The organism is Acinetobacter sp. 1125_18A (assembly GCF_052824985.1).
In genome coordinates, this window is sequence record NZ_VTDG01000002.1 from 120,642 (window position 1) to 144,334 (window position 23,693).

Here is a 23,693-nt window from a genome sequence, read left to right on the forward strand (position 1 = left end):
AGCAATATTTATGCACAAAACTGAACCAAATATCGAGTTTTCGACATTTAGTCGATAAATGTTGCACCAGCCATGTACGGGCGTAACACTTCTGGCACTTCAATAGAGCCATCGGCACGTTGGTAGTTTTCCATCACAGCCAATAAAGTACGACCTACAGCCAAGCCAGAACCATTCAAGGTATGTACCAGCTCAGTTTTCTTTTGGTCTGCACGATAACGCGCCATCATACGGCGTGCTTGGAAATCGCCCATATTTGAACAAGAAGAAATCTCACGATATGTATCTTGGCTTGGTACCCAAACCTCTAAATCATAAGTTTTACACGCACCAAAGCCCATATCGCCACCACATAAAACGATTTTACGATATGGTAAACCCAAAGCTTGTAAGATCCCTTCTGCATGACCTGTCAATGCTTCCAAAGCGTCCATTGAGTCTTCAGGCTTTACGATTTGAACCATTTCAACTTTGTCGAATTGGTGTTGACGGATTAAACCACGAGTGTCGCGACCATAAGAACCTGCCTCACTACGGAAACATGGCGTATGCGCAGCATATTTCAACGGTAAACGGTCAGCATCGATGATTTCATTACGGACAAAGTTCGTCACTGGAACTTCTGCAGTTGGAATCAAATAGTATTCTTTTTCGCCTTGTAATTTAAACAAATCTTCTTCAAATTTAGGCAGTTGACCTGTACCACGCAATGAGTCTGCATTGACAAGATAAGGTACATAAGCTTCGGTATAACCATTTTTCAAGGTATGGGTATCCAGCATAAATTGGGTCAATGCACGTTGTAAACGTGCCAATGGACCTTTCAATACACTGAAACGTGTGCCCGTTAACTTGGTTGCCGTTTCAAACTCCAACCCACCCATCATTTCGCCAAGGTCAGTATGGTCTTTGATTTCGAAATCAAATTGGCGCGGTGTGCCCCATTTTAATACTTCAACATTATCACTTTCATCTTTCCCTTCTGGCACAGACTCATGTGGCATGTTTGGGATCGAGAGTAGTTTTGCTTCTAATTCAGCTTGAAGTTCATTCAATTCAACTTCAGCAGCTTTAATTTCATCACCAATCGCACCCATACGTGCCATGATTTCTGAAGCATCGCCACCAGATTTTTTGATTTGACCAACTTGTTTCGCACCCGAATTACGCTCTGCCTGTAAGTTTTCAGTTCTCGACTGAATTTCTTTACGGCGAGCTTCTAGTGATGCCCATTCTTCAACGTTGAGTTGTACACCACGTTTGGCTAAGGCTAAGTTTACAGCCTCAATATTATTTCTGATTAATTTCGGGTCGATCATAGTCAATCTAAAGGGTAAGAAAAAAACTGACTATAGTGTAAGCTCTTCACTGTAAAAAATACAGTGACAGAGCATTTGACATACATGAATTGTATGATTTGAAGACAATTAAGGTGTAACAGGTTTTTCTACAGTCGCTTCGACTTGAGGTAGACTTGGTAAATACTCAGCTTTAATCAAATCTTTTGCCACTTGATACGGCAGTTTTAACTCAGGCATACCTTCTGCATAAGAGGTAAGTTCATACAATGGATAAACAAAAACCAGACCATTTACACCATAATAATAATTATCACTTAACTGCAATTTATCACGCGTAATATCTTTTTGAATTAACCAATTCGCATTAGCATCATAAAGCTGTTCAGCAACTTTTGCTTCGACGTTTGGTTTAAGAATATCAGTTAGGGCGAGGCGCTTTTGCGTGCTTAGATCGAATGTCACATATTCATTGTGATACATCCCATGAGCAGCACCTGCTGCATAGGTATAAGTCTGGATCACAAAAGTGGCTAAATTATTTTGTTGTGAAATAAAACGAACATAAATTGAATTTTGATTTAAACCTTTAGGTGAAGATTGCGCTTCACTTTCAGCTTGGGCATGATTTTGATCTTTCTCAAATGCGCCAGGTACATCTTTTTTAATACGATTTAGAAAATACTCATCTAGCCAAGGCACATTACTTTTAACAGTTTGCAAATCATATTGCGTACAACCATCTTCATCACAAAACTGTTTTTTTACCACATTGACGCGTTCAACCTTGGCTTGAATCAGCGGTATTTGCGCGTGTTGAGTCGTACTTGCAGCTTGATCTGCTTGAGGTGCTGGCTTTTCTTGGCATGCGCTAACCATGAGCATACTGGATAAAAGAGATAAAAAAATCAGACCACTTTTAAAATTTACTTTCATTTCTATATCTTTAAAGCATATTTAGTAATAGCCCTATCATAAAACCAGAACCTTTAAATTAATATTCATAATTGTTAATTATTGAAATTTTGTTGTTTATGCCGATGTGCTAACTCTTTTATTCAAATTAGCGCCAACATTGTCATTTTGATTGGAATCTACATTTGTATGGGTCTCAACCCAATTACAATGAAACCCCATTGGTATATGTATGCCTAAATCAATTTCAGCTTGTGGCTGAATTTCCAATCCATTTACTTTTAAAATAACAGCTTTGGCTGCTGCTCCCTCCACATGATGTAAATAGGCCATCAAATAACCATGCCCTTCTGCACTGTGTTCATGCTCAGCCACAAAAGTGACTTCACCAATTGCCCACCGTATACCAAAATCATAACTCACAGATGTTTGCATTTCTAAATCATGAATATATAAACAATTGAACAATGCAGTTTCAGCAAAACCCAAAGTATATAAATAGCGATATGGGACCCCAGTAAAACGCGCATCAATTTTCGGAAACTCTTGAATCCGAGAGTCGAGTACAGCTCTATGTAGCGTTTGTGAGCTTAAATCAATGCGCCAACGTTCTAGCTGCGCATGTTGCAATTCATAAGCTGCGTGTTGGGAATGTTCAAAATCGTCCTGATGTACCAAAACATCTAAAATAATTCTATTTTCATGATCACGAAAAGCATTTGCTGCATGAAAAACAAAACATGGTTCAAGCTCAATCCACTGAATCTGTTCAGCATTTGCATATTTAGGCAATATCCCAATGCGTGCTGGATGTTGTTTATTCCATTGATAGGGAACACTTGCGCCACGCAATAATCGAGTCATTGAAAAAGTAAGTGGAAAATCAAAAACCAAAACTTCTTGTTGTGTAATGAGACAATCATGAATCATGGGACCATGCTGTAATAAAATTTGCGTTACATGAATTAAATCGCCATGTTGATCAATCACTTGGTAATAGGCATTTTTACGATCTAAGGCATCATAACTAATCGCATGTAAATGCCCTGTTTTAATATCTTTACGAGGATGTGCAGTAAACGGTAAATCAGCATCACTATTAAACAACTGATAACGTTCTGCATTTAACTCATCATCTAGGCAGATCGGAAACGCGCCAGCTTCAATCACCGCCCAAAGCTTTCCCGCATGCTTAAAAATATTGGTATTTACAACATCATGTGCACCACGGCGAAAGCCGCCTATTGCTGGTTGTTGTTTATATTGCTGCACCGTATCTGTGGCCAGCATACTGCTTTTAAAGCAGATTGCTTTACCCGCTTGTAATTTAAGCGCATGAATCATTCCATGACCAAGATACCACTCAAATAATGTAGGCTTTTCTGCCTTAATCGGATTTGAGCCAATTCTTAGCAATAAACCATTTAAATGTGGTGGGATAATTCCTGATATTTTTAAGGTGGTTGTGATAATTTCTTCAACTGGCTGGTAAAGCTTTTTGTGATAAAGATTGACTTCTTTATCACGACGATACCGTCTTAAAAATCGCCCAATCATGCAGATTAACTTTTGTCTCAAAACATTCAAAAATGACTTTTGCGCAGTCATCTTTGGGTAATGTTTGAGTTTCAATTGTGTTTTGCGATACATACAGCATCTCAGTTTTTATATTCAAACCCTTGTTTGAGCATAGAATACTCTTGTATTGAAAGCTACCGTATTCCTTGAAAGACATCCATCCTTCGCCTGATCAACATGACTGAGTCTATTGCTGTGTTCTGTTTAATCGGCATAAAAAAGCAACCTTACGGTTGCTCTTCTATTCAATCAAAGTCGTTTATTGATCAATAATGTCTGTGCCTTTAGGCGGCACAAAATTAAAGGTAGACGCAGGGATAGCGGCATTGACCTGTACATTGTTAAAACGCACAGTGGTTGTTTGACCTAAAGAATCTTGCAAGATCATTAAAGTCGGTGCATTTTTCGCCCCAAAACTGATCGTCAAACTTTGGAAAGCACCATCTTTTTGTTTTGGATACAAGGTATAGTAAGTTTTACCTGCATTTGGCTGAGTAATACGATAAGCCTTTTGAATTTGTTCTGTATTACCACTGAGGAGTAATGCTGGTGTATTGGCAACCTGCTCATCTAAACTTTGGCGTACAGCTTGCTGTAAGTCAGGATCATAAATCCACACTGTACGACCTGCAGTCACAATAGTCTGTTTTGCGGGCGTGGTGGTTTCCCAATAGAATTTACCAGGACGTTCAACCTTCATTGTACCTTTAAAGGTTTGATTCATATGCTGAGCGGTTAAACCCTTTTTCTGTGCAACTTTACCTGTTTGAGTCGCTTTTGTGGTTTGCTCAAAATTTGCAGTAAAGCTTTTTACACCACTGAGTTGTTTAACCAGATTGGCAGTTGCTTGTTGCTCCGAAGCAGCAGTTGCTGCAAAAACTGTTGTGCTCATTACAGGTGCAAACAGCGCTGCACTTATAGCCACTGCACCCATCGTTTTACGAAGCATATTCATATGTTCACCTTTTCTATGTCTGTACCTCAATTAAAATATTCAAATAATATTTGGCACAGAATGTAATTTATTAGATTGCTTATCTTAAACCAAATTGAGTCAGTAATAATTGAGAAAATAAGAAGTTTTGTATTGTTATTGGTGCAATATGTTGAAAATTATTCATCATGATGAAGATGGGTTTTTGTTTAATAATAAAAAAAGTGATAAAAAAACCCGCAATAAAGCGGGCTTTTTTGCACTATTAAAGCTTACGCTTCAACAGATACATAGCGACGGCCAAATTGACCTTTCACTTCAAATTTGATTACGCCGTCAGCAGTAGCAAATAAAGTATGGTCACGACCCATACCAACATTTGTACCAGCGTGGAATTCTGTACCACGTTGACGAACGATAATGTTACCAGCAGTCACAGCTTGACCACCGTACATTTTAACACCTAACATTTTAGGATTCGAATCACGACCGTTTTTGGTCGAACCACCGGCTTTTTTAGTTGCCATGTCTATATACTCCTAGTGATTAACCTGCGATCGTAGTAATTTTCAACTCGGTAAACCATTGACGGTGACCTTGTTGTTTACGGTAGTGCTTACGACGACGCATTTTAACAATACGAATTTTGTCATGACGACCGTGACCAACCACTTCTGCAGTTACTTTTGCGCCAGCTACAACTGGAGCACCGATTTGAATGCTTTCGCCATTCACAACCATTAATACATCATCAAATGTAATAGTCGCGCCAGTTTCAGCTTTCAACAATTCTACTTTAAGGGTTTCACCCTCAACAACACGGTGCTGTTTACCACCGCTTTGGATTACTGCGTACATAATGTACTCCAACTTACCCGTGTCGTCGTGCCGATAAAGGAATATATCGATCTTAAGACGAACGCCACTGGGGGTTATTCAAGAGCAAAGATTTTAAGTGATAATGAATTAAACAACAAGTCATTTCCAGCAAATATTATCATTGTATAGAAAATAATCTACATAAAACGGTTTTTTTAAGATTTCCCCTTTGATAATATGAATTTTTTTTTAAGATACAGCTAAAATTGAAATAGATTTTTAAAACAAATCCGCTACTATGTAGCTCAAAAGAATGATCGATTGAATGTTCAATGCATTATTCATCTTTGGACAAAGAAAGAACAAATCATTAAGATTCAGGCACGATGTCTGCTTGCAAAAGCAACATTCAGACATGTTAATTGTTACACTAGCAACTTATAACGCATTTGCATGAGGCTCCCACCCGATGACCATCGACTTTAAGCAAGATATTCTCGCTCCAGTTGCAACCGACTTTGCTGCAATGGACAAGTTTATTAATGAAGGGATTACCTCAAAAGTTGCTTTAGTAATGGCCGTCAGTAAACATGTTGTTGAAGCTGGCGGTAAACGCATGCGTCCAATCATGTGCCTACTTGCAGCAAAAGCATGTGGTGCAACAGATCTACAGATGGACCCTTATCGCAAACTGGCAGCAATCATTGAAATGCTGCATACCGCAACATTGGTACATGATGATGTTGTAGATGAATCTGGTTTACGTCGTGGCCGTCCAACTGCAAACGCAACTTGGAACAACCAAACTGCTGTGTTGGTGGGTGATTTTCTGATTTCTCGAGCTTTTGATCTTCTGGTTGATCTCGACAATATGATCTTGCTCAAAGACTTTTCGACTGGCACTTGTGAAATTGCCGAAGGTGAAGTGTTACAGCTTCAAGCACAGCATCAACCCGAAACGACTGAACAAACTTATTTAGATATTATTCACGGTAAAACTTCTCGTTTATTTGAACTTGCAACTGAAGGTGCTGCCATCATTGCAGGGAAACCTGAGTATCGTGAACCATTACGTTTATTTGCAGGTCATTTTGGCAATGCCTTTCAAATCATTGATGATATTTTAGACTATACCTCTGATGCTGAAACATTAGGTAAAAATATTGGTGATGATTTAATGGAAGGTAAACCCACTTTACCTTTAATCTCTGCCTTAGCAAATACTCAGGGTGAAGAGCACGAAATTATCCGTAAAAGTATCGCAACTGGTGGAACAAGCGATTTAGATCGTGTGATTGAAATTGTTCAGAGCTCAGGTGCTTTAGATTATTGTAGTCGCCGTGCCACAGAAGAAACTCAAGCTGCGATTCAAGCTTTGAATCATTTACCTGAATCTGAGTATCGCCAGGCATTGTATAATTTAGCGCAACTTGCCTTACATCGAATTCAATAAAATTTAACAAGGCTTATGCATATACAATTTAATGATCTTTTCCTCCTTATGCAGGAACAACTCGATGGCATAAAAGTTGTTCCCAATCCTGATATATTAATTGAGTTAATCAATCGTATCAGACCCAGTGACAGCCACAATTTAGAAGAAAGTCAAAATAAATTTGATGCTTTAATTCAAGCACTGCTCACTACGCCCAATGCATCTTCTGCATTTCAAGGTTATTTACTCAAGCTGGTCAATCACTATAAACAAGCAGGATTGTATGCAGATAGTGGGATTTTATCTTTAGACGGCTTTTGGAATCAGCTTGGGCAACGGATTGGTGCACATTTTCTACCTTTATTAACAGACGAATCAGATCTCAAAGATTTGGTTGGCAAAGTGTTTCACCAGCGTAGTGATAAATATTGGCTGGAAAATATCAGTGAAAAGAAATGGGAACAATTGTTCCGATTACTCAATCAAGGTCATCGTTATAAAAACGATAAATTGGGAATTAAACGCGATATTGTCAAAGCCATTACGGTGCTTTCCTATCGAATCAGTGGTATTGGCTTATATCCTGAATTTATCAATGCCTACCCTGAGCTTCAAGAATATGAATCGCCATTTTTAGTTCAAAACCGTGAAATTGTTGAGTTTATAGAAGCATATAAAAAGCAACATCGCGATGAAGATGAGTTTGCTGTGGGCATTCCTCCCGATGCAGACCAAGCATTGGTCATGATTGAACAATGTCGTGATGTGGTACAGAAAATCCGTCGAGCAATTAAACGGATTGGTGTGAGCTTAAGCCTGACTTATTTACTCTCGCTACTAGAACAATGTATTGATCGAATTGAACTCTTACTCAATCTTCTGGTCGAAGATGATCAGATTCGTTATCAGCTCTGCGGTGAATTGCTCACGGACTTAGTCAATGCACACTATAGTGAAACCAGTGTGCGTGATTTACTTAAAACCAACAGTGAGTTAATCGCACTACAAGTCACTGAAAATGCCAGTAAGACAGGCGAACATTATGTAAGTACCGATAAGAAAGGTTTCTTTGGCATGTATAAAGCAGCTGCAGGTGCAGGTGCGATTATTGCAACCATGGCAACCCTGAAAATACTGACTGCACGTTTAGTCCTTGCACCCTTTTTGCATGCTTTTCTCTACAGTATGAATTATTCATTGGGTTTTATCCTGATCCATGTTTTGCACTTTACTGTAGCAACCAAACAACCGGCTATGACAGCGGCCGCACTTGCATCAACAGTTCAGCACCAAAAAGGTTCAAAAACAGCGCAAATTGCTGAACTTGCCGGACTGATTATTAATATTATTCGGACCCAGTTTATTGCAATTCTAGGAAATATTTCGATTGCGATTCCTACTGCCGCATTAATTACCTATCTATGGCAGCTGTCAATGCATGAACCACTTTTGACGCATGCTAAAGCCACAACCTTACTCGCCAGTCTAAATCCATTTACTTCATTGGCAATTCCTCATGCAGCAATTGCCGGTGTTTGTTTATTTTTATCAGGATTAATCGCTGGATATTTTGACAATATGTCAGTCTATCGAAAAGTCGGTCCCCGCTTAAAAGCCCACATAAAATTGAAAAAAATGATGGGACAAGCCAGACTGGACAAATTTGCAGATTATATAGAGCGAAACTTAGGCGCTTTAGCGGGTAATTTTATCTTTGGGATCATGCTTGGAAGTATGGGAACCATTGGTTTTATCTTAGGTTTACCTTTAGATATCCGCCATATTGCGTTTGCTGCTGCCAACTTTATTCAAGGCTTAATGACCATCAATGGTTCACCTGATATTGGCCTCATCATAGTGTCTTTCCTTGGGGTGTTGTGTATTGGTTTGACCAATTTATTTGTCAGCTTCACGCTCACCATTATTGTGGCACTCAGAGCAAGACAAGTTCGTTTTTCACAATGGAAACCATTGGCAAAACTTATATTTACCCATTTTTCTACCCGTCCGCTAGATTTCTTCTGGCCGCCAAAACAACCCTTACAACTTGAAGATGAGGCAAACTCACAAAGCAAACTAAATCACTAGGATTTTTGTTATTTTTTGTGCAAATTGTTAAATATTTCACAAAAAGAAATTAGTATAAATTACCTAAATTTACTCACTTGAAAAAAAGTGTACTGGCTAGTACACTTCGGTTGATTAAATAAACTTAACGTACGCAATTTATATACTCTAGGTTAACTTATGCCTTACGTATTGCTCCTTATTGGCTGTATAGGTTTACTTATTGGGAGTGTTGGTTTAAACATTAACCAGATACAACAGTTTGATTTTTCAAGCGTTGTATGGATGAGTTCACACCGTTTAGAGGTCTTAAATGGTCTAGCACTCACCCTATCCTATCTGGGCGGCTTACCGTCAATGATCGTGATTGCAGGGCTATGTAATTTATATTTCATACGTCTAAAACAATATGCAAATGTGCTGATGATTAGTATTGGACTGCTCGGTGCTGCGGCAATTGGTTGGATACTCAAATATCTGGTCAATCGTCCTAGACCCGATGAAATTTACCAAATGGTGCAAACCTATGGTGCTTCATTTCCTAGTGCTCACAGTATTTATGCAGCGATTGTATGCTGTTCGATTATGTTTATATTTCAAAAGCATCGCCAAGTTAAATGGATTAGCTTGGGGGGCTTTTTATGGTTTCTAAGCATGGGGGGCTCTAGAATTTATCTAGGGGCACATTTCCCAACTGATGTACTCACTGGATGGGGTATAGGTGTCATATGGGCTGCAATTTTATGGCTCATACTGTCACGAGAAACGTTAAGACAGAACAAATTATTTTTAGATAAGAATCTAAACGAGGTGGAATAATGATGTCGGCAAAGCTTTGGGCTCCTGCCCTTACTGCTTGTGCTCTCGCAACAAGTATTGCACTTGTAGGCTGCAGCAAAGATCCTAAATCAGCACAACAAGCTGGTGGTGCTGCCCAAAAAATGCCGCCGACTGAAGTTGGTGTCATTGTTGCTCAGCCACAAAGCGTAGAACAAAGTGTTGAACTTTCTGGTCGTACTTCAGCGTATCAAATCTCTGATGTTCGCCCACAAACAAATGGCGTGATTTTAAAACGTTTGTTTACTGAAGGTAGTTTTGTTCGTGAAGGTCAACCTCTTTATGAGATTGACTCGAGTATCAATCGTGCAAACTTAGACAGTGCAAAAGCAGCTTTAGTACGTCAGCAAGCAAACTTAAATGCCTTGCAAGTTAAAGCAAATCGTTATCGTCAACTTGTCGGCATCAATGCTGTTTCTAAGCAAGAGTTTGATGATTTGCTTGCACAAATCAAACTTGCTGAAGCAGATATTGCAGCGTCAAATGCTGCTGTTAAAAATGCGCAAATTGACCTAGGTTATTCGACTGTTCGTTCACCTATTTCAGGTCAATCTGGTCGTTCTTCAGTCACTGCTGGTGCTTTGGTGACTGCAAACCAAGCCAATGCTTTGGTTACGATTCAGCAACTTGACCCAATTTATGTAGACATCAGCCAATCAAGTGCTGAGTTATTACGTCTACGTCAACAGTTAAGCCAAGGTAGTATTGATCGTAGCAACAACACCAAAGTTCGTTTAAAACTTGAAGATGGTAGCTACTACGGTGTGGAAGGAAACCTTGCATTTTCTGATGCTAGTGTAGATCCAAGCACAGGTTCTGTGACTTTACGTGCAGTCTTCTCAAATCCTAATCATTTATTATTGCCGGGTATGTTTGCCAATGCGCAGATCGTACAAGGCGTAATTCCAAATGCTTACTTAGTTCCACAAGCAGCAATTACACGCACACCAACTGGCCAAGCAATCGCAATGCTTGTAAATGCAAAAGGTGTAGTTGAAAGCCGTCCTGTAACAACTGTAGGTGTTCAAGGTAAAGATTGGATCGTCACTCAAGGCCTAAATACTGGCGATAAAGTGATTGTTGATGGTATTGCCAAAGTAAAACCAGAACAAGCTGTGGTTGCTAAACCTTATCAGCCTCAAGCGGCTGCACCACAAGCAGGTGCTAAACCAGGTACAGCAGCACAACCTGTTCAACAAAATAAATCCAGTGAACAAAAAGCTACTTCAAATGCATAAGGGGTAGACGAATATGGCTCAATTTTTTATTCATCGCCCCATTTTTGCGTGGGTGATTGCACTGGTAATTATGTTGGCGGGTATTCTGACGCTAACAAAAATGCCTGTTGCTCAGTATCCAACAATTGCTCCTCCTGTAGTGACAATTGCTGCGACTTATCCTGGTGCTTCTGCACAAACTGTTGAGAACACCGTAACTCAGATCATTGAACAACAAATGAATGGTCTAGATGGTTTACGCTATATCTCATCGAACAGTGCGGGTAATGGTCAGGCATCAATCAACCTGAATTTTGAACAAGGTATTGATCCAGACATTGCACAGGTTCAAGTACAGAACAAATTACAGTCAGCGACAGCACTTTTACCTGAAGATGTACAACGTCAAGGCGTAAAAGTGACCAAATCTGGCGCGAGCTTTATGCAAGTACTTGCATTTTATTCGCCAGATGGCAGCCTTTCTGGCGCTGACATTAAAGACTATGTAAACTCAAATATTTCTGAACCACTGAGTCGTGTTGCAGGCGTAGGTGAAATTCAAGTCTTTGGTGGTCAATATGCAATGCGTATCTGGCTAGACCCAGCTAAAATGACCAGTTTGCAAGTTACACCAAGTGATATTGCTGCTGCCATTCGTGCACAAAACTCACAAGTGGCTGTAGGTCAATTGGGTGGTGCTCCAGCTGTACAAGGTCAAATCCTGAATGCGACTGTCAATGCGCAAAGCATGTTGCAAACACCTGAACAATTTAAAAACATCTTCCTAAAAAATACGTCTTCTGGTGCTCAAGTTCGTTTGGGTGATGTTGCACGCGTAGAATTAGGTTCAGACAGTTATCAATTCGATTCTAAATTTAATGGTAACCCTGCGGGCGGTGTAGCAATTAAATTGGCAACAGGTGCCAATGCACTTGATACAGCCGCTGCTGTAGAAAAACGCCTCACTGAATTGCGTAAAAACTACCCTGAAGGCTTAAAAGATAAAATTGCTTATGACACCACACCGTTTATTAAGCTTTCAATTGAAAGTGTGGTACATACGTTAATTGAAGCAATCGTTCTTGTATTCTTCGTGATGTTCTTGTTCTTACAGAACTGGCGTGCAACGATTATCCCAACAATGGCAGTTCCTGTAGTTGTACTTGGGACATTTGCAGTTATTAATATTTTTGGCTTCTCGATCAATACCTTAACCATGTTCGCCATGGTACTGGCGATTGGTCTATTGGTCGATGATGCCATCGTTGTGGTTGAGAACGTCGAACGGGTAATGCAAGAAGAACATGCCGGTCCAGTTGAAGCCACTGAAAAATCGATGAAACAAATTTCAGGTGCTTTGGTCGGTATTACCAGCGTATTGACTGCTGTATTTGTGCCAATGGCATTCTTTGGTGGCACTACGGGGGTAATTTACCGTCAGTTCTCGATCACACTCGTTACAGCAATGGTTTTGTCTTTAATCGTTGCTTTAACTTTTACCCCAGCTCTTTGTGCAACATTGTTAAAACAGCATGATCCAAACCAAGAACCAAGCAATAACATTTTTGCGCGTTTCTTCCGTTGGTTTAACCGCAGTTTTGAAAAAGTAGCAGAGAAATACCAAGGTGGTGTCAATCGTATGACCCATCATAAGATATTCTCTGGTGCGATCTATATTGCTGTGATTGTTGCCTTAGTTGGACTGTACAAAATGCTCCCCTCTTCTTTCTTACCAGAAGAAGACCAAGGCGTAGTTATGACGTTGGTTCAGCTACCACCAAGTGCCAGCCTTGAACGAACAGATAAAGTCATCACAACCATGACCGATTACTTCTTAAATAAGGAAAAAGCAAATGTAGATACTATTTTTACAGTTTCTGGTTTCTCATTTACAGGTGTCGGGCAAAATGCTGGTTTAGCTTTTATTAAATTGAAAGACTGGAGTGAACGTACCACACCTGAATCACAAATTGGCGCCATTATTCAACGCGGTATGGCACTGAATATGATTGTAAAAGATGCATCATACATCATGCCATTGCAATTACCTGCAATGCCTGAATTAGGTGTTTCATCAGGTTTTGACATCCAATTGAAAGATGCCAGTGGTCAAGGTCACGATAAACTCATTGCTGCACGTAATGCTATTTTAGGTATGGCTTCTCAAGACAAACGTCTTGCAGGTGTTCGTCCAAATGGTCAAGAAGATACCCCTCAATATCAAATCAACATTGATCAAGCGCAAGCTGGTGCAATGGGAGTCAGTATTGCGGATATTAATTCGACCATGAGCATGGCGTGGGGTGGTTCTTATATCAATGACTTCGTTGATCGTGGTCGTGTGAAAAAAGTTTATGTTCAAGGCGAATCAAACGCTCGTATGATGCCTGAAGACTTAAACAAATGGTATGTACGTAACAATAGTGGCACCATGGTTCCATTCTCTGCGTTTGCAACAGGTCAATGGACCTATGGTTCACCTCGTCTCGAACGTTATAACGGTGTAGCTTCTGCGAACATTCAAGGTACACCAGCGCCGGGCGTAAGTTCGGGAGATGCAATGCTTGCCATGGAAGAAATTATTGGTAAGTTACCGTCTATGGGCTTAACAGGTTTCGACTATGAATGGACGGGTCTGTCTTTAGAAGAACGTGAATCTGGTAGTCAAACTGTTCCGCTTTTGATTCTTTCTTTGCTTATTGTATTCCTTTGCCTTTCAGCTTTATATGAAAGTTGGTCTATCCCTGTTTCAGTATTGCTAGTCGTACCTTTAGGTGTTATTGGTGCATTTACTTTAACCTGGTTGGGCATGGTCATCAAAGGTGATCCTAACTTATCATTTAACATCTACTTCCAAGTCGCGATCGTTGCAGTCATCGGTTTGTCTGCAAAAAATGCGATTTTGATTGTAGAGTTTGCAAAAGAGTTGCAAGAACAAGGTGAAGAATTGTTTGAAGCGACATTGCATGCTGCAAAAATGCGTTTACGTCCAATTATCATGACAACCTTAGCGTTCGGTTTCGGTGTATTACCACTTGCTTTATCAAGCGGTGCTGGTGCCGGTAGCCAACACTCAGTCGGTTATGGTGTATTAGGTGGTGTAATTAGCTCAACACTTTTAGGTATCTTCTTTATTCCTGTGTTCTTCGTATGGATTCGTAGTATCTTTAAGTACAAACCTAAAAATCAAAATATTCAGGAGCATAAATCGTGATGCAAAAAGTATGGTCTATTTCAGGTCGTAGCATTGCGGTATCTGCACTTGCGCTTGCTTTGACAGCTTGTCAAAGCATGCGTGGCCCAGAACCCGTAGCTCAAGCGAACATACCAACAGGTTATATTCAAAATAACGGTGGTACATCTATTGCTGAACAAGGTTATAAAGAGTTTTTTGCAGATCAACGCTTACTTCAAGTGCTTGATCTTGCTTTAGCCAATAACCGTGATTTACGTACAGCAACATTGAACATTCAACGTGCTCAACAAGCCTATCAAATCACTGAAAACAATCAGTTACCAACGATTGGTGCAAGTGGTGGTCTGTTACGTCAGGATCAAGGTGTAGGTGCTCAAACACGTTATAATGTGGGTCTTGGTGTAACTGCTTATGAGTTAGACTTCTGGGGTCGGGTAAAAAGTTTAAAAGACAATGCGCTTGATACTTATTTATCGACTGCAAGTGCGCGTGATGCAACGCAAATCAGCTTAATTAGTCAAGTTGCACAAGCTTGGTTAAATTACTCTTTTGCCAGCGCACAACTTAAGCTCGCTGACCAAACATTAAAAGCGCAGCTTGACTCTTATAACCTCAACAAAAAACGTTTTGATGTCGGTATCGACAGTGAAGTGCCTGTTCGTCAGGCTCAGATTTCTGTTGAAACCGCACGTAATGATGTTGCCAATTATAAGACTCAAATTGCACAAGCTCAGAACTTGCTAAATCTGCTTGTTGGACAATCAGTTCCAGACAACTTATTGCCAACACAACGTGTAACGCGTATTACCTCAAATGCTGCGTTCGCTTCTGGTTTACCAAGTGACTTGCTGAACAACCGTCCAGACGTCAAAGCGGCTGAATACCAACTTTCTGCTGCTGGTGCGAATATCGGTGCTGCGAAAGCACGCTTATTCCCAACCATCAGTTTGACGGGTACTGCAGGTTATGCATCTACTGATTTAAGTGATTTATTTAAATCAGGTGCTTTCGTTTGGTCTTTAGGTCCTAGTCTTGATATTCCGTTATGGGATTGGGGCACACGTAAAGCGAACATTAAGATTTCAGAAACAGATCAACAAATTGCATTATCTGACTATGAAAAATCAATTCAATCTGCTTTCCGTGAAGTCAATGATGCATTAGCGACTCGCCAAAATATTGGTGATCGTCTTTCTGCTCAAAAACGTTTAGTTGATGCAACCAATACTACGTATAAACTTTCAAATGCCCGCTTCCGTGCAGGTATTGATAGTTACTTAACTGTTTTAGATGCTCAACGTACTTCTTACTCTGCTGAACAAGGTTTATTGCTATTAGAGCAAGCAAACTTAAACAATCAGGTAGAAGTTTATAAAACCCTTGGTGGTGGTCTAAAAGCCAACACTGCGGATCAAATTGCACAACCGGCCTCTTCATCTGAATTGAAATATCATTCAAAAGATAAAAAAGTCAGTTAATCTCAGTTTGATGATCAAAGCTCACTTCGGTGGGCTTTTTTTATTGCTTTTTGATGGATAATTTCCTATGTTTAAAGCAAGACATCATCAATGAATATTTAAAATGAAACTCAGTAATTTAGAAACTGTTCCAGCACATGTCATAAAGCAACAGCTTGATGTCGTTTATGGAAGCACGGTCCGCAGTAAACATGTCGGACGTGACTTTATGGCTGGTCTAAAAAATATTGTCGGTGGTGAACTCAAAGGCTATACCGAATTATTAGAAGAATCACGTCAAGAAGCCATGAATCGTATGATTGAAAAAGCACGTGTTTTAGGTGCCAATGCAATTGTCGGTATCCGTTTTTCTACGTCTAATATTGCGCAAGGTGCTTCAGAACTTTTTGTCTATGGTACTGCGGTCATTGTTGAACCGACCACAACACAACTTCCTGACCCATTTTCAAAATAGGCGAAACAGATGGATGGTTTAATTTTTAAAATTGGGCTCACACTGGTTCTGTTTTTTATTGGCTGGGGGTTTGGACGTTTTATCGAACAAAAGCATTTAAAAGAATTGGCCGACAATGAACAGCGGCTTGCTCATATTCGGATTGATACCAATAAGTTCAAAGTCTCTGAAAAGCATGGGCAACTCATCAGTAGTAATGTGGTGATTTCACATGATTACTTTAAATATATTATCGCGCAAATTCAGAACTTCTTTGGTGGTCGTTTAACCACCTATGAGAGTGTCGTCGATCGCGCACGTCGAGAAGCAATTGTTAGATTAAAACAGGAAGCTGAAAATATTGGAGCAACGCATATTATGGGCTTACGTTTAAGTACCACTGAACTCGGTATGCAAGGTGGAATGGTTGAAGTCTTTGCCTATGGAACAGCAACTTAATCTCACTCCTCTTTTTTAAATAATCATCATGATTTTTTCATCAGAATACATAATCGCTGTTGGACTGTCTGGTTTTGTATTCTGGTGATGTAAAGATCTGGGAATACCTTGACCATAACAAAAATGAAAGAATCTTAACTTCATGAACAGGTTAGACATCATGAAAGCTTTAGCACTTAAAATAAGTATCGGATTACTGTCTATGCTTCCATTCACAATAAATGCAGAATTGATTGTATTGGCTTCGCCACAAAGTCAGGATAAGTACTATGCAGAAAAAATCGATGATATCTTTGATTTCCACGTCGATTATGCAAAGAAAATTATCCAAAATGGTGACAATGTGATGATCTTAACCGATCAACAACTTTACCCTGATTATGTCAAAGCATTGGGTAAACAGCATGTCACCATCGCACTTATGCAAGATATTTGGATGCGTGATTTTAGTAGTGCCAATCCCAATCAACCTGTTCTTTTTCGATATACCGCTGCAGGACAAGGTGGAACCAAAAAAGCTCAAGCTATTTCTGATGATGTTCAAGCAGACTTTAAAGCCTATAGCCAAAAGGCTGGCTTAAAATTTACCCAGACCCAACTGCTCAATGATGGTGGTAATTGGGTTGAAGATGGCTATGGCAATGTGGTGTTAAGCACCAAGTTCTTAGCTGACAATCATTTAACCGAAACCCAAGCAAGAGCACAACTGATCCGTTTGACAGGTGCTAAACATATTGCATTTATTGAAGCGGATGAACAAGGTGGTTTAGAACATGCGGATGGCGTGGTGAGCTTTATAGATCAGAACACTTTAGTGATTAACTCCTATCCTGAAGATCCCGACTATGCAAAACAGTTAAAAATTGATTTAAAACGCGGTATTCCAAATATCAAAATTCATGAAATCACCACACCTTATGATGGTAGTGAGATCTATGATGAAAAATTTGGTTCTGCTTGTGGTTTATATACCAATATGCTGGTTACGCCTGAGCGTATTTATTTTCCGCAATTTGGTATTAAACAAGATGCACTGGCATTACAGCAAATTCGTCTTCTAACCAAACGAACAGTCATTCCAATTCACTCTGCACAGGTGTGCCATATGGGTGGTGGAGTGCGCTGTATGTCATGGCAATTAAGAGGCAAAAATGCTGAATTATTATTAAACTACTTCAATAGAATACATTAAGCATTCGATTTTTACCCTTTCAAATATCCTGTTATTTTAAAAGCATTCATCTTTTAGCTCACTGCTATTTTTACTCGCGAACGAGAAGATGAATGTTTAATATTCAGCATTACTATCCAACTGCTTATATTGCCTATCGGTACTGATATTCATCTTTAAAACTTTTAGGAAATTGATATTTTTTCCCATCAAATTTTAAAACAAACCGTTGTTGCGATGAGTGATGATTAACTTCTTGGCAATCCTCGTTTATCACTTGCGTCTGGTAGCGTTTAATTTTGCTATTGACCAAAATATCCGTATATTTCTTGGTTTGGGTTGACCGCATGACTAAGGTAGAAGCGCGTTCTTCAATATCTGCATTACAATTCATATCTATTTCTGCCCGATTACGTGTCACAATCAAGCTGTCCAGAATTTGTTGTTTATTTTTAAGGTCATATAAATTTAAAAGTTGCATAGAAAAAGGAAAGGGCTGTGAGTGACCTGAGTAATTTAATCTTAGACCCAAAGCTCGATTTGAATCAGTGACTTTATAATTTGCTGTATCCAGCTCAATTGAATTTAAGCTAATTGCATCCGAAACCATGCGTTCTGCAACAGCATAGTGATAAATCACCTTTAAATTTTTTGGATTAAACTTAAATAAGTCTAAAGCATAATTCCCTTCTTCTGGGTGTCCTTTTACAGGAATCCATTGGGCATAGGCCATGATCATATTTGAATTATCAACAGGATCGAGTTTACAGTCGATTAAAGACTGTTCAAGCTTTACAATTTTAGCCTGCTTCAATATTTGCGCAACAACTTGAGTATCATCACAAATATTTGCATAAACGGCACTGATCAATATGAATTGTAGACTGATGGCTTTAAAAATTATTTTCATTAGATTTAACATCTTTTTTTGTGCTTATAAAGACGGAACATATTAAGAAAAAGCGCTTAGACAATGTATAAACGCCTTATCAATACAAGCAAAATTTATGAATTTTCAATCACTTTACTTTCATCTTGCGAATCATTTTATAAAGTGTCGATGGTGATAGACGAGAAACCAACACACCCAATTTTTCTTTACGCCCACCCACGACAATATATTCTTGACCCTTTAATAAAGCGGAAACTGTTTTCTGCGCAAAATCATCAGCTTCTAATCCATTTTCAATGGCTTCATCCTGATGTGCCTGTGCTTTTCCTGCACCATTTAAGGCATTGAAAGATACATTGGTTTTTACAAAACCAGGGAAAATAACAGAAACATTAACACCATCTTGTGCCACTTCTGCGCGTAAACTGTTTGCCCACATATGAATCGCTGCTTTTGCTGCAGAGTAAGATGCCCGATATTGCGTCCCCAATAAGCCCGCAACGCTAGAAATATACGCAATTCGCCCAGATTTTTGAGCTAAAAAGGTTGGTAAAACCAATTTGGTCAAAAACACTTGAGAGAAGTAATCAATTTCCATAATCGCACGTTCAGTTTGCATTGTGGTATCAGCAATCAGTGCCCTTTGGCTTAAACCCGCATTGTTGATCAACCAATCAATACGCCCTTTCTCATCTAAGACTTGTTCATATGCATGGCGTACTTGTGCTTCATCGGTAATATCCATTGCCACAGAAATATGATGATCTGGGTTAAGAAGACTTATACGAACTTTTTCAAGTTCTTCTAAACGTCTTGCACTTAAAACCACTTGTGCACCTTGTAAAGCACATTCAGCAGCCAAGGCTTTACCAATCCCTGAAGATGCGCCTGTAATCCAAACCACCTTTCCTTCTAAGCTTTCCATTTTATTATGCTCTTGAATATGGTGAATAAATATTAGACCACGTGACCCACCAAATCAATCAAGTGATTTGCTTTTAAAAACTAACCTTCAACTAAAAACTTTTTAAAATGTTCTGCATAATGTTGCGCCTTTTCTACATTGCGAGGATTGTATTCATCGCCAACTTTTTCTAAGCGTTTATAGCCAGTACTGGTGATCATATTAATCACACCATTTAAGGTTTTATCGACCACAAAGTTAAATTTTAACAAAGTCTTAGGGTCACGGATAAATTCTGATACACCGAGGTCAATAATTTTAACCAAATTTTTTAGTGTCACAGGCAAAGCACTGGTATCCCCTTGAATGACCTTTTGAATATTGCTAGTCGCTTCTTGCCCTAAGCTACGGTCTAATTGGTAATACATCACCACTTCAGTTGCATCTGAATCTTCAAACTTTTTAAGAATATGGTTTGCCACAGGCTTTAGACGATCATTACTAAAAAAGGAAATTGACCACGGCATATATTTTTTTAATGCCCCTTCAATCTGATCAAAAATCTGTTCAGCTTCTTTGAGCTTTTTCTTCCCTGTCGCATCTAGTGCATCATTTTTACGTTGTTCATCAAGTAAGGTTCCAAAAACCTGATCCAGCACTTGGCATGACATTTCCGTAAAGACATTACCTAATTGTTTTGCCAGATCTCTTTTTTCGCCATGATTCAAACTTTGGGTAATGCTTTTTAACTCTTGGTACGTCTGCTGTTTAATCAATAAATCGATTTTATACTGCATTGTTATGTGTCCTTTTGTTGTTTTGTCCTATTCAATTTTGATCTTAGCAAAACTTGAAATATCTTGCATTGTCTTTAACTACTGCTATTTGTTGAATATCAATCACAAATACTTTCAATAAATCAAATACCTAAAACACGTATTTGTAAATATGACCCAGTTAAAACCCCACAATATCCAACATTTGTCATATTTAAGATCGATAAAAACAACAAATGCATCTTGTATTCTCATGTTTTGATTGCTGCATTTAATTCAAGATAAATATGCCATAACAGGAATCAACATTCCTAATGAATATTTGCTACAATGAATGCAATTTTTTACTTACTTTTGATCTGTTTTTACTATGACTGATTCAGCGCAAAATATTGCTACAACCTACGATCCTACCGAGATCGAGAAAAAATGGTACAAGACTTGGGAAGAGAAAGGTTATTTCCAACCGTCTCGTAAAGGCGATTCATTCTGTATCATGATTCCGCCACCGAACGTCACGGGTAGCTTGCACATGGGTCATGGTTTTAACAATGCCATCATGGATGCCTTGACACGTTACAATCGTATGTCTGGTAAAAATACTTTATGGCAACCAGGTACTGACCATGCGGGTATTGCAACGCAAATGGTGGTTGAGCGTCAATTGGCAGCTCAAGACATTAGTCGTCATGACTTAGGACGTGAAAAGTTCATCGACAAAATTTGGGAATGGAAAGAACAATCTGGCGGTACAATTACCCGTCAAATTCGTCGCCTTGGCTCATCTGTAGATTGGTCACGTGAACGTTTCACCATGGATGATGGCCTTTCAAATGCTGTTAAAGAAGTATTTGTAAAACTGCATGAACAAGGTTTGATTTACCGTGGCAAACGCTTGGTAAACTGGGACCCTAAACTACAAACTGCACTTTCAGACCTAGAAGTTGAATCAGATAAAGAAGAACAAGGTTCATTGTGGCACTTCAAATACTTCTTTGAAGATAAGTCTCTACGTACTCAAGACGGTCACGATTATTTAGTGGTTGCAACAACCCGTCCAGAAACATTACTGGGTGATACTGCTGTTGCAGTTGCTCCAGATGACGAACGTTATGCACACCTTGTTGGTAAAAATATTATCCTGCCGATTACAGGTCGTGCGGTTGCGATTGTTAAAGATGAATATGTCGATAAAGAATTCGGTACAGGTTGTGTAAAAATCACCCCTGCACATGACTTCAATGACTATGAAGTGGGCAAACGTTGTGAACTCGCAATCATCAACATTTTCAACAAAAATGCCGAAGTTTTAGCTGATTTTGAGTTTATCGCAAAAGCTGGTGAAGCGATTTCTAAAACCATCCCAGCACCAGCTGATTATATTGGTTTAGAGCGCTTTGCTGCACGTAAAAAATTGGTTGCACAAGCTGAAGCTGAAGGTTGGTTAGACCAAATTCAACCGTATACACTGAAACCACCACGTGGTGACCGTTCAGGTGTGATCATTGAACCATTATTGACCGACCAATGGTATGTTAAAATTGCGCCTCTTGCAGAGCCTGCAATCAAAGCAGTAAAAGACGGCGATATTAAGTTTGTGCCTGAACAATACAGCAATATGTATATGGCTTGGATGAACAACATTCAAGACTGGTGTATTTCTCGTCAATTGTGGTGGGGTCACCGTATCCCAGCTTGGTACGATGCAGAAGGCAACATTTATGTTGGTCGTTCTGAAGAAGAAGTTCGTGAAAAAAACAATATCGCTGCTGATATTGAATTAAACCAAGATGAAGATGTACTGGATACATGGTTCTCTTCAGGTCTTTGGACATTCTCTACACTGGGTTGGACCGGTGATGAAGCAAAAGATAAAGAAAACTATTTCTTAAATACATTCCACCCAACGGATGTATTGGTTACAGGTTTTGACATTATTTTCTTCTGGGTTGCCCGAATGATCATGATGACCATGCACTTCATGAAAAATGAAGATGGCACACCGCAAGTTCCATTTAAAACTGTGTATGTACATGGTTTGGTTCGTGACGGTGAAGGTCAAAAAATGTCTAAATCTAAAGGCAACGTACTCGACCCATTAGATTTGATTGATGGTGTAGATCTTGAAACCTTAGTACAAAAACGTACCACTGGTTTAATGAACCCTAAAGATGCACCAAAAATTGAGAAATCTACGCGTAAAGAATTTCCTGAAGGTATTCAAGCTTACGGTACAGATGCGGTTCGTTTTACTTTCTGTGCACTTGCCAATACAGGCCGTGACATTAAGTTCGATATGAAACGTGTTGAAGGCTATCGTAACTTTGCCAACAAAATCTGGAACGCAACCCGTTTCGTGATGATGAACTGTGAACAACAGCCAATTGGTCAAGAAATCCGTCAAGATCTTTGGGAACTTCCTGAACAGTGGATTGTCAGCCGTTTACAAAAAGCGGAAGCTGCCGTTCAACAAGCGTTTGCAACCTACCGTTTAGATTTGGCTGCTCAAGCGATTTATGAGTTCATCTGGAATGAATACTGTGACTGGTATGTAGAACTGACCAAACCAGTACTGAATGATGAAAACGTATCAACTGAGCGTAAAGCGGAAGTTCGTCGTGTCCTTCTTTCTGTAATGGAAGCATCTTTACGTCTTGCGCATCCAATCATGCCATTCTTAACTGAAGAAATTTGGCAGACCCTTGCACCAATGATTGGTATTGGTGGTGAAACCATCATGCTTGCGCCATATCCTGTTCCAAATCCTGAACGTATCAATGATCAGGCTGAAGCAGATATGCTTGGGCTACAAGGCTTGATTGGCGCTGTACGTAATATTCGTGGCGAAATGGGCTTAGGTAATGCACGTTTATTACCTGTATTGCTTCAAAACGCCACTGATGCTGAAAAAGCACAAATTGCACGTATTGAACCACTTTTTAAGGCTTTGGCTAAAGTTGAAAGCATTACCTTCTTAGCAGATGCTGAGCAACCGCCGTTGTCTTCATCTTCTGTCGTTGGTCATGTGTCTGTATTTGTTCCAATGAAAGGTTTGATTGATCCGAAAGCAGAACTTGCTCGTTTGCAAAAAGACTTAGACAAAGTTCAAAAACAGCATGACCAAATTGCTTCTAAACTTGCAAATGAGGGCTTTGTGGCTAAAGCACCTGCTGCTGTTGTTGAAGGTGAAAAAGTTAAACTTGCTGAATTTGTAGATCAGTTAGCCAAGATTAAAGCCAATATGGAACAGATTGCAGCGCTTTAAGCTAAGCTTGCAATTTTGC

General features: G+C 39.4%; 19 protein-coding genes. 10 read left to right on the forward strand and 9 right to left on the reverse strand.

Going from position 1 to position 23,693, the window contains the following annotated elements; translation table 11 throughout:
- Positions 1-47 precede the first annotated feature (47 nt).
- The 6 genes from serS to rplU all read right to left on the reverse strand — a co-directional run bounded on the left by serS (position 48) and on the right by rplU (position 5,583).
- The gene (gene serS / locus FY049_RS03530; protein ID WP_004722550.1) at positions 48-1,319 is read right to left on the reverse strand and encodes a serine--tRNA ligase; all 1,272 of its coding nucleotides are present in this window, start codon (positions 1,317-1,319) and stop codon (positions 48-50) included.
- A 108-nt stretch (positions 1,320-1,427) separates the two neighbouring features.
- Positions 1,428-2,234, reverse strand: a complete 807-nt coding sequence (locus FY049_RS03535) for an RsiV family protein (RefSeq protein ID WP_224964912.1) — start codon at positions 2,232-2,234, stop codon at positions 1,428-1,430.
- A gap of 96 nt (positions 2,235-2,330) precedes the next feature.
- Positions 2,331-3,863 carry a carotenoid oxygenase family protein gene (locus FY049_RS03540; protein ID WP_446083197.1) on the reverse strand — a complete coding sequence of 511 codons (1,533 nt, stop codon included), beginning with the start codon at positions 3,861-3,863 and terminating at the stop codon, positions 2,331-2,333.
- A 187-nt stretch (positions 3,864-4,050) separates the two neighbouring features.
- Entirely contained in the window at positions 4,051-4,746 is a 696-nt protein-coding gene (gene lolA / locus FY049_RS03545; RefSeq protein WP_004722558.1) for an outer membrane lipoprotein chaperone LolA, read from the reverse strand.
- A gap of 251 nt (positions 4,747-4,997) precedes the next feature.
- Complete coding sequence (rpmA, locus tag FY049_RS03550) at positions 4,998-5,252, reverse strand: 50S ribosomal protein L27 (protein ID WP_004722560.1); 255 nt, start codon at positions 5,250-5,252, stop codon at positions 4,998-5,000.
- A 19-nt stretch (positions 5,253-5,271) separates the two neighbouring features.
- On the reverse strand, positions 5,272-5,583 hold the full coding sequence (gene rplU / locus FY049_RS03555) for a 50S ribosomal protein L21 (protein ID WP_004722561.1): 312 nt from the start codon (positions 5,581-5,583) through the stop codon (positions 5,272-5,274).
- 430 nt (positions 5,584-6,013) lie between these two features.
- On the opposite strand from rplU, the gene sdsA reads away from it, so the two are divergent.
- From sdsA to FY049_RS03600, 9 genes are all read left to right on the forward strand, one after another.
- The gene (gene sdsA / locus FY049_RS03560) at positions 6,014-6,997 is read left to right on the forward strand and encodes an All-trans-nonaprenyl-diphosphate synthase (RefSeq protein ID WP_056514413.1); all 984 of its coding nucleotides are present in this window, start codon (positions 6,014-6,016) and stop codon (positions 6,995-6,997) included.
- Positions 6,998-7,012: 15 nt separating this feature from the next.
- Positions 7,013-9,067 carry a site-specific recombinase gene (locus tag FY049_RS03565; RefSeq protein WP_171501831.1) on the forward strand — a complete coding sequence of 685 codons (2,055 nt, stop codon included), beginning with the start codon at positions 7,013-7,015 and terminating at the stop codon, positions 9,065-9,067.
- Between the two features lie 159 nt (positions 9,068-9,226).
- Complete coding sequence (locus FY049_RS03570; protein ID WP_004722566.1) at positions 9,227-9,865, forward strand: phosphatase PAP2 family protein; 639 nt, start codon at positions 9,227-9,229, stop codon at positions 9,863-9,865.
- Positions 9,865-11,121 carry an efflux RND transporter periplasmic adaptor subunit gene (locus FY049_RS03575; protein WP_035371662.1) on the forward strand — a complete coding sequence of 419 codons (1,257 nt, stop codon included), beginning with the start codon at positions 9,865-9,867 and terminating at the stop codon, positions 11,119-11,121. The genes FY049_RS03570 and FY049_RS03575 overlap by 1 nt, the downstream gene beginning before the upstream one ends.
- Before the next feature lie 13 nt (positions 11,122-11,134).
- Positions 11,135-14,314, forward strand: coding sequence for an efflux RND transporter permease subunit (locus FY049_RS03580; RefSeq protein ID WP_335955805.1), 3,180 nt, complete (start codon positions 11,135-11,137; stop codon positions 14,312-14,314).
- Complete coding sequence (gene adeK / locus FY049_RS03585) at positions 14,314-15,774, forward strand: multidrug efflux RND transporter AdeIJK outer membrane channel subunit AdeK (RefSeq protein ID WP_004722574.1); 1,461 nt, start codon at positions 14,314-14,316, stop codon at positions 15,772-15,774. Before FY049_RS03580 ends, adeK begins: the two co-directional genes overlap by 1 nt.
- 103 nt (positions 15,775-15,877) lie before the next feature.
- Positions 15,878-16,228, forward strand: coding sequence for a YbjQ family protein (locus FY049_RS03590; protein ID WP_004722575.1), 351 nt, complete (start codon positions 15,878-15,880; stop codon positions 16,226-16,228).
- Positions 16,229-16,237: 9 nt separating this feature from the next.
- On the forward strand, positions 16,238-16,666 hold the full coding sequence (locus FY049_RS03595; protein ID WP_004722578.1) for a YbjQ family protein: 429 nt from the start codon (positions 16,238-16,240) through the stop codon (positions 16,664-16,666).
- 160 nt (positions 16,667-16,826) lie between these two features.
- Complete coding sequence (locus tag FY049_RS03600; protein WP_446083198.1) at positions 16,827-17,858, forward strand: agmatine deiminase family protein; 1,032 nt, start codon at positions 16,827-16,829, stop codon at positions 17,856-17,858.
- A 133-nt stretch (positions 17,859-17,991) separates the two neighbouring features.
- Here the strand turns inward: FY049_RS03600 and FY049_RS03605 are convergent, their stop codons facing one another.
- The 3 genes from FY049_RS03605 to FY049_RS03615 form a co-directional block, all read right to left on the reverse strand.
- On the reverse strand, positions 17,992-18,759 hold the full coding sequence (locus tag FY049_RS03605) for a hypothetical protein (protein WP_446083199.1): 768 nt from the start codon (positions 18,757-18,759) through the stop codon (positions 17,992-17,994).
- Positions 18,760-18,856: 97 nt separating this feature from the next.
- Positions 18,857-19,654: an SDR family NAD(P)-dependent oxidoreductase gene (locus FY049_RS03610; protein ID WP_004722584.1), complete on the reverse strand. Its 798-nt coding sequence runs from the start codon at positions 19,652-19,654 to the stop codon at positions 18,857-18,859.
- A gap of 80 nt (positions 19,655-19,734) precedes the next feature.
- Positions 19,735-20,430 carry a hypothetical protein gene (locus FY049_RS03615; protein WP_004722586.1) on the reverse strand — a complete coding sequence of 232 codons (696 nt, stop codon included), beginning with the start codon at positions 20,428-20,430 and terminating at the stop codon, positions 19,735-19,737.
- Between the two features lie 349 nt (positions 20,431-20,779).
- Here FY049_RS03615 and FY049_RS03620 point away from each other — a divergent pair, with 349 nt between their 5' ends.
- A complete protein-coding gene (locus FY049_RS03620; RefSeq protein ID WP_446083200.1) occupies positions 20,780-23,674 on the forward strand; it encodes a valine--tRNA ligase in 2,895 nt (964 codons plus the stop codon).
- The last annotated feature ends 19 nt before the right edge of the window (positions 23,675-23,693 follow it).